Source organism: Herbidospora galbida, from assembly GCF_005233835.1.
In the GTDB taxonomy this organism is placed as follows: domain Bacteria; phylum Actinomycetota; class Actinomycetes; order Streptosporangiales; family Streptosporangiaceae; genus Herbidospora; species Herbidospora galbida.
On record NZ_SZQA01000064.1, the window covers coordinates 20712 to 27579 of the forward strand.

A 6868-nucleotide genomic window follows, 5' to 3' on the forward strand; every position below is an offset into this window, starting at 1 on the left:
TCACCGCGGCGTTGTTGCGCGTAGATCCCCTCGTCTGTTGCCACCGGGCAACCGCGCGGCTCCACCGTTGAATCGGGCCGCAAAAGAAAAGACAGAACCCGCCCGGCCAAACGGAGGGGGGAAGTTGGCCGGGGCGGGCTCTGCCGTTGAAGGGTATGTCGTCAGCGGCCCACGTTGGCGGGGTGGCCGATGGACAGGCCGCTCTCGACGTCGAAGAAGTGCAGGTTGTGGGTGTCCACGACCAGCTCGATGTTCTGGCCGGGGCGGACGTGGCTGCGGGCGTTGACGCGGGCGGTCCACAGGGACTTGTCGCCGGTCAGCGGCAGCGCCGCCGCCTCTTCCTCGTCACCGTCGTTGGCGGCGGCGACGGTGTCCTTGTGCTCGACCGGCGGGGCGTCGATCGTGAACAGGACGTTGATCTCGGAGCCGAGCTCCTCGGTCACGTTGGCCTTGACGGGCACGCGGGCCCAGCCGGCGGAGGCGCCGTTGGCGGCGACCGCGTCCTCGAAGTCGGAGGGGCGGATGCCGAGGATGATGCGCTTGCCGATGTAGCGCTCAAGGCCGGCCTTCTCGGCGAACGCCGTGTCGGGGACCGGGAGCTTGTAGCCGGCGAAGGCCACGGCCGCGCCGGCGCCGTCGCGGACGAGCTCGGCGTAGGTGAAGTTCATCGACGGGGAGCCCATGAAGCCGGCGACGAAGAGGTTGACCGGCTTGTCGAACAGGTTCTGCGGGGTGTCGACCTGCTGGAGGATGCCGTCGCGGAGCACGCAGACGCGGTCGCCGAGGGTCATGGCCTCGACCTGGTCGTGGGTGACGTAGACGGTGGTGACGCCGAGGCGCTCGTGGAGCTGGTTCAGCGAGGCGCGCATCGAGACGCGGAGCTTGGCGTCGAGGTTGGACAGCGGCTCGTCCATGAGGAAGGCCTGCGGCTCGCGCACGATGGCGCGGCCCATCGCGACACGCTGGCGCTGACCGCCGGAGAGGGCGGCCGGCTTGCGCTTGAGGTACTGCTCCAGGCCGAGCATCTTGGCGGCCTCGTTCACGCGCTTGGCGATCTCGGGCTTGCTCATCTTGCGGAGCTTGAGGCCGAAGGCGAGGTTCTCCTCGACCGTCATGTGGGGGTAGAGGGCGTAGTTCTGGAACACCATGGCGATGTCGCGGTCCTTCGGCGGCAGGTGGTTGACCACCCGGTCGCCGATGACGATCTCGCCGCCGCTGATGTCCTCAAGCCCGGCGATCATGCGCAGGGCGGTCGACTTGCCGCAGCCCGAGGGGCCGACGAGAACCATGAACTCGCCGTCTTTGATCTCCAGGTTGAGGCCGTTCACGGCCTTGACCCCGCCCGCGTAGATCTTGTCGACGTTGTTCAGAACGATAGATGCCATGCCAGTCCTTCGCGCTCCGGAAGGCACGCGCGGACCCCGGCGCCGCCTTCCCATTGAGGGAAAAGTGGATACGTTTTCATGCATCTCACCCGAACCGGACATCCGTGTCAAGCGACTCGCCCGGTTTCAGCTCGTCATCGCGTGTCGCGTTATCGTTCCGAGACTGGCGGTGACGATGGAATGATGATGGAATCGTTTCCATGAGCACTCCAGGACCGCGCCGGACCACCATCAAAGACGTCGCCGAACTGGCGGGAGTCGGAGTGGCCACGGTGTCGCGGGTGTTGTCGGGGGGGTCGGCGAGCGCGGAGACCCGGGAGCGGGTGCTCGACGCGGCGACCAAGCTCGACTACCGGCCGAGCGCCCTCGGTCGCAATCTACGTCAGCAGCGCAGCGGCGGGGTCGCCCTGCTGGTGCCCGACATCACCGACGGGTTCTACGCGCGCCTGTGCGACGGGGTGCTGTCGTGCGCGCGGTCCTACCGCGAGCCGGTGACCATCGGGGTGACCGGCGACGACGCCGAGCAGGAGGCCGACCTGGTCGGCGGGCTGCTGGAGCAGAGCATGGACCGCATCATCGCGGTGCCGACCGGCGACGGCGAGATGTGGGCGAGCGCGGTGCGGGCCGGGCTGAACGTCGTGTTCGCCGACCGCCGCGTGTGGTCGCCCGGCCAGCACGCCCGCGCGCTCGACGAGGTGCCTGCCGTGCTGACCGACGACCGGTCGGGGCTGCGTACCGCGATCGAATACCTGACCGGGCTCGGCCACCGCAAGATCGGCTTCCTGGCCCGCCAGGGCATGTCCCACCGGGTCGCCGCGTTCCGCGAGGCGATGGGCGACCTGCTCGACGAGGACCTGGTGGTGTTCGCGCGGGCCAGCCGCGACTCGGCCTACGCCGCCGCGGCCGGGCTGTTCCAGCGGCGGGCCGACCTGACGGCCGTGATCGCCGGGGGGAACATGCTCGGCGAGGCGGCCGTGCTGGCCGCCCGCGAGCTCTATGTACGCATCCCGCGCGACCTGTCGCTCATCATGTTCGACGACGTGCCGTGGGCCGAACTGTGCTCGCCCCCGCTGACGGTGATCGCGCAGCCCGCCTCCGACGTGGGCTACCGCGCGGCCGAGCTGGTGCTGCGCCACGGGCGGCGGCCCCGGACGGTGTCGCTGCCGACCGAGCTGATCGTCAGGAGCAGCTGCGCTCCCCGGCGGTGACCACGGTCCGCTGCGGCTTGGCCATGGGCTGCTCCGGCACGACCGGCGCGGCCGGCGAGACGGGCTCCATGAGCCGCAGCTCCAGGGTCCGGGTCTCCCCGGCTGCCAGGTCGAGCGTCGTGGAGAACACCGGGTGGCCGTGCTCGGTCTCCTGCTTCAGCGCGGTCACCTTCCCGTCGAGGTAGGCCTTCTCCAGCCGCGACCCCGTCGCGGTGAACACCGACACCCACACCTTCCCGTCGCGGTCGCCGTTGCGCAGCGTCGCCGAGACCGTGCTGCCGCACTCAGGGGACACCCGGTATTCGACGGTACGATCGAGGTTGCGCCCGATCCCGTCGCCGCCCGCGTCGTTGACGACCAGGTAGGCGAACGGCCCCGGCGCGGGCGTGAGGACGCCCGCGAGCGGGGTGCGCTCCAGCAGCCGCTGCTCCTCGGGGTCGGCCGACCAGATCCTGATGTGCCCCTGGTCGATGACCTTCATCAGGCCGGGCAGCCCGGCCAGGCCCGACAGTCGCGCGAGCGTGGCCGCGTCGGCGCCGATCACCCCGTCGACCGGGCGGCCGTGGAGGGCGGCCCAGATGCGGGCGGCGTACGGGAAGTGCGGTGACCGGTTCGACGCGGCGGCGGTGGCGGTCGCGTCGGCGCCGTAGCGGGAGGCGTAGCCGGCGCCCAGGTCGACCACGTGCGCGGCGACGTCGGGCACCCGGCGGACCGGTTCGACGGTCCAGCCGGACGGCGCGATCGTCACCACCCCGAACCCGCGCACCACTCCCCCGGTCGCCCGCGCCCGGTCGGGGCTCTGCACGGCGACCAGGTAACGGCCGCGCAGGCCCGCCAGCGCGGCCAGCGTGTCGACCCGCTGCAACGCGGTGACCTGGGGCAGCACCTCCCGCGCAGCCCGCAGGTGGCCGACCGCGCGCGGGATCTCGGCGCGGTTCTGCCGCAGCAGCAGTTCGAGGCCGGTGGCCAGGTCGAGCGCGGCCCGCGCGTAGTCGCGGACCGCCCTGGCCGGTTCGCCGGCGAACGGCAGGCGGGCCAGCAGCGCCCAGTCACGGCCCGAGGTGTAGCGCATGGCGGCCTCGGCACCGGCCCGGGCCTCGCCGAGCCGCGCCGCGATCTCGGGACCGGGCGGGATCAGCCGGGTCGAGCGGGCCAGCTCCTTGAACGCGTCTCTGGCGTCGGACAGGTGCCGCGCGGCCGAGACGCCCAGGTAGACGGGCCAGGCGACGCCGAGCGTGGTCGCCGTCAGCGCGGTCGCCGCGACGGCGGTCCGCAGCCAGCCCTTGCGCTTCCAGGCGACGCGCGCCCACCCGACCCGCGCCCAGCGCACCCTCACGTCAGGCGCCTTGCTTCGGCCCGCCTGCGCCGCCGGTTCCCGACGGCCAGCAGCACCCCGGTCAGCGCCAGCCCCGACGCGGCCACGGCCAGCGCCTCAAGGGGAGCGCCGGTGAACGGCAGGTCCTCGGCGACCGGACGGCGCGGATCGACGGCGGGCGACTCCCACCCGTCGAAGAACTCGACGGTGGCCTGCTCCCCCGTGACGAAGGCGTCGGCCACGTCGTGCGAAACCGGCACGGAGATGGGCACGGCGGCGGCCAGGCACGTCCACATCAGCCCCACACAGGCGAGGGCACGCGCTGCGAGCATGGCCTCCCCCGGAAAGAGCAGCGGATTCCGGCCACTGTGTCCCCAAAGCTGGCGGGCCGGTGCTCCTTTCCTACGAGGGCGGCCGTGCGGGCCCGCCGAGCGGCGCGCCCGCATGACCGAAACTTGCCGCCGGCTCTACAGGTTCTTCTCGATCGCGGCCACGACCTCGGCCGACTCGGGCTCGATCTGCGGGGCGAAGCGGGCGGTCACCTCGCCGCCGGCGTTGACGGTGAACTTCTCGAAGTTCCACTTGATGTCCTCGCCGTCGCCGACGAGCGCGCGGTAGAGGGGGTGGCGGTCGTCGCCGTTGACGTCGGCCTTCTCCAGCAGCGGGAAGTCGACGCCGTAGGTGACCGAGCAGAACTCCTGGATCTCGTCGGCGGTGCCGGGCTCCTGGCCCATGAACTGGTTGCACGGCACGCCGATGACGGTGAACCCGCGCGGCGCGAAGGTGTCCTGGAGACGGACCAGGCCGGTGTACTGCGGGGTCAGGCCGCACTTGGACGCCACGTTGACGACCAGCGCCGAACGCCCCTGGAGGAGGTCGCCGAGCGTCGTGGCCCGGCCGTCGAGGGTGGTCACGGGGATGTCGAGATTCGTCATGGGGCCGACTCTACAGAGCGTCACTTTCGTCCCGCTCACCCCGTGGAGACGACCTGAAACCCCAGGCGGACGGCATTTCCGCGCCATCGCGACCTCTACCGTCCGCCCCGCCCGGCCAGCGCCGGGCCGTGTGATCACCCGGGCTTGGCACGGGGTCGGCAAACAACCGTTCTCGGGGGGTCGAAGACGCGGCGGCGCGGTCGCCCGGCGTACTTCAATCCGCGCTAGGACACGTCGCGGTGCCTCCGGGAGTTGGTCTCTGTTATCCGGTTTGGCCGCGCGGACCAGTGCGCGCGAGCCATGGGCGTACCGGACACGGGGGTTGTCCCCCGTCGACCGCACGCGACCCGAGGACAAGGACCGATTTGGACAGCATCAGCGCACGTCGCGGCACCGTCGCGGCCATGCTCGCCTTCGCCGCGCTCGCCGGGGCCACCCCCGCCTCCGCCTGCGGGAGCGGACACGACGGCCACTCCTGGAAACGGAGGGCCGCACCCTCGATCAAGGTGAGCAGCAAGATGTACGCCCACCGCCTGATCCTCCGCCGCGACTGGGCGCGCCGGGAGTTCCGCTGCCTCGACAGCCTGTGGACGCGCGAGAGCAACTGGAACCACCGGGCGCGCAACCGCTGGTCGGGCGCGTACGGGATCCCGCAGGCGCTCCCCGGCGACAAGATGGGCCGGGCGGGCTGGGACTGGCGGGTGAACCCCAGGACGCAGATCCGCTGGGGCATCGGCTACATCAAGGGCCGGTACGGCTCGCCGTGCGGGGCGTGGGGGCACTTCCAGGCCCACAACTGGTACTGAGGGGACAACCCCCTGGCAGCCGGCGCGTTGACGGCGCAGACTGCCGGGCATGGACGGGATCATCGCGGCCTGGCTGCGCCTTGAGACACGGCGGCGCGGCCGGTCGCTCCTGATCCTGGCCCTTCTCGTGGCGTTCGGGACGGCCACCGTGCTGACCGCGGTGGCCGGGGCCCGGAGGGGCGGCGGCGCGGTCGACCGCCTGCTGGCCGTCACGGCCCCGGCGACCGCCGTCGTCCTGCCCAACCAGGCCGGGTTCGACTGGGCCGGCCTGCGCGCGTTGCCGCAGGTCGAGGCGGTGACGACGTTTCCCGGCTACACCTCGACGGTGCTCGCGGAGGACCCGGGCGACGACTCGCCGTCGCCGTTCGTGGCGGCCGACACCGAGGCGATGCGGACGATCGAGCGCCCGGTCGTGCTGGCCGGGCGGCTGCCCGACCCGGCGAGCGCGCACGAGGCGGTGGTGACCCCGGCCTACGCGGCGCGGGGCTTCACCGTTGGTCGGCGGGTCACCGTGCTGCTGCCGACGCCGGACACGGCGGCGGCCGGGATCGGCGGGGCCCGCACCGGCCCTCCGCGCGGGCCGAGGGTGCCGGTCACGATCGTCGGCGTGGTCCGCTCGACCTGGTACGCCGACGAGCCCGACGGGCGCGGCCACTTCATCCCGTCTCCGGGCCTGGTGGCGGCCTATCCCGACGAGATCCTGGGGCCGGACCGCCAGGCGCCCCTCAACGGGCTGGTCAGGGTGGCCGACGGCGGGCTGCCCGCGCTGCGGGCGTGGCTGGCCGGGCGCGGCGACGTCGAGATCGCCGACCGCGCCGACGAACTGGCCCACGTGCGCCAGGTGATCGGGTTCGAGACCGGCTGCCTGCTGGTCTTCGCCGTCGCGGCGTTCCTCACCGCCGCGGTGCTGGTCGCACAGGCCGTTTTCCGGTACGCCACCACATCGGCCGTCGACCTGCGCCCGCTGACCCTGGTGGGGATGACCCGGCGGCAGGCCGCCACGGCGACGGCGGCGGCCGTCCTGCCGTCCGCCTTCCTGGGCGCGGGAGCGGGCGTGCTCGCCTCGGTCCTGGCCTCGGCGTGGCTGCCCTACGGCACCGCCGCCCTCTACGAACCCTCCCCCGGCCTCGACGCCGACCTGCCCGTGCTGCTGCCGGGCGGGGTGGCGGTCGCCGCGCTGGTCACGGCCGGCACGGCGGTCACGGCGCTGCTGCCCCGG

6 protein-coding genes and 1 pseudogene are annotated in these 6868 nt (G+C 72.6%); 3 read left to right on the forward strand and 4 right to left on the reverse strand.

The features are described from left to right. Window positions 1–161: 161 nt before the first annotated feature. Window positions 162–1385, reverse strand: a complete 1224-nt coding sequence (locus FDA94_RS36745) for an ABC transporter ATP-binding protein (protein ID WP_137251643.1) — start codon at window positions 1383–1385, stop codon at window positions 162–164. A gap of 200 nt (window positions 1386–1585) precedes the next feature. Between FDA94_RS36745 and FDA94_RS36750 the strand changes: the two genes are divergently transcribed. Beyond that, window positions 1586–2593 carry a LacI family DNA-binding transcriptional regulator gene (locus tag FDA94_RS36750; RefSeq protein WP_137251644.1) on the forward strand — a complete coding sequence of 336 codons (1008 nt, stop codon included), beginning with the start codon at window positions 1586–1588 and terminating at the stop codon, window positions 2591–2593. Here FDA94_RS36750 and FDA94_RS36755 read toward each other — a convergent pair. The 3 genes from FDA94_RS36755 to FDA94_RS36765 all read right to left on the reverse strand — a co-directional run bounded on the left by FDA94_RS36755 (window position 2565) and on the right by FDA94_RS36765 (window position 4843). Beyond that, window positions 2565–3929 carry a DUF4012 domain-containing protein gene (locus FDA94_RS36755; RefSeq protein ID WP_137251645.1) on the reverse strand — a complete coding sequence of 455 codons (1365 nt, stop codon included), beginning with the start codon at window positions 3927–3929 and terminating at the stop codon, window positions 2565–2567. The two genes, FDA94_RS36750 and FDA94_RS36755, sit on opposite strands and share 29 nt — an antisense overlap. Continuing rightward, on the reverse strand, window positions 3926–4240 hold the full coding sequence (locus FDA94_RS36760; RefSeq protein WP_137251646.1) for a hypothetical protein: 315 nt from the start codon (window positions 4238–4240) through the stop codon (window positions 3926–3928). Before FDA94_RS36760 ends, FDA94_RS36755 begins: the two co-directional genes overlap by 4 nt. A 135-nt stretch (window positions 4241–4375) precedes the next feature. Then, complete coding sequence (locus tag FDA94_RS36765) at window positions 4376–4843, reverse strand: glutathione peroxidase (protein ID WP_137251647.1); 468 nt, start codon at window positions 4841–4843, stop codon at window positions 4376–4378. Between the two features lie 566 nt (window positions 4844–5409). Between FDA94_RS36765 and FDA94_RS41655 the strand changes: the two are divergent. After that, a pseudogene (locus tag FDA94_RS41655) lies at window positions 5410–5649 on the forward strand (aggregation-promoting factor C-terminal-like domain-containing protein); the annotation flags it as partial. 49 nt (window positions 5650–5698) lie between these two features. Continuing rightward, the coding region (locus FDA94_RS36775) for a hypothetical protein (RefSeq protein WP_212735676.1) at window positions 5699–6868 on the forward strand (1170 nt) is incomplete at its 3' end.

What these genes read in the sequence shown, in the direction of transcription:
- FDA94_RS36745 (WP_137251643.1), bottom strand. Translation starts at nt 1,385, where the DNA reads ATGGCATCTATCGTTCTGAACAACGTCGACAAGATCTACGCGGGCGGG.
- FDA94_RS36760 (WP_137251646.1), bottom strand. Translation starts at nt 4,240, where the DNA reads ATGCTCGCAGCGCGTGCCCTCGCCTGTGTGGGGCTGATGTGGACGTGC.
- FDA94_RS36765 (WP_137251647.1), bottom strand. Translation starts at nt 4,843, where the DNA reads ATGACGAATCTCGACATCCCCGTGACCACCCTCGACGGCCGGGCCACG.
- FDA94_RS36750 (WP_137251644.1), top strand. Translation starts at nt 1,586, where the DNA reads ATGAGCACTCCAGGACCGCGCCGGACCACCATCAAAGACGTCGCCGAA.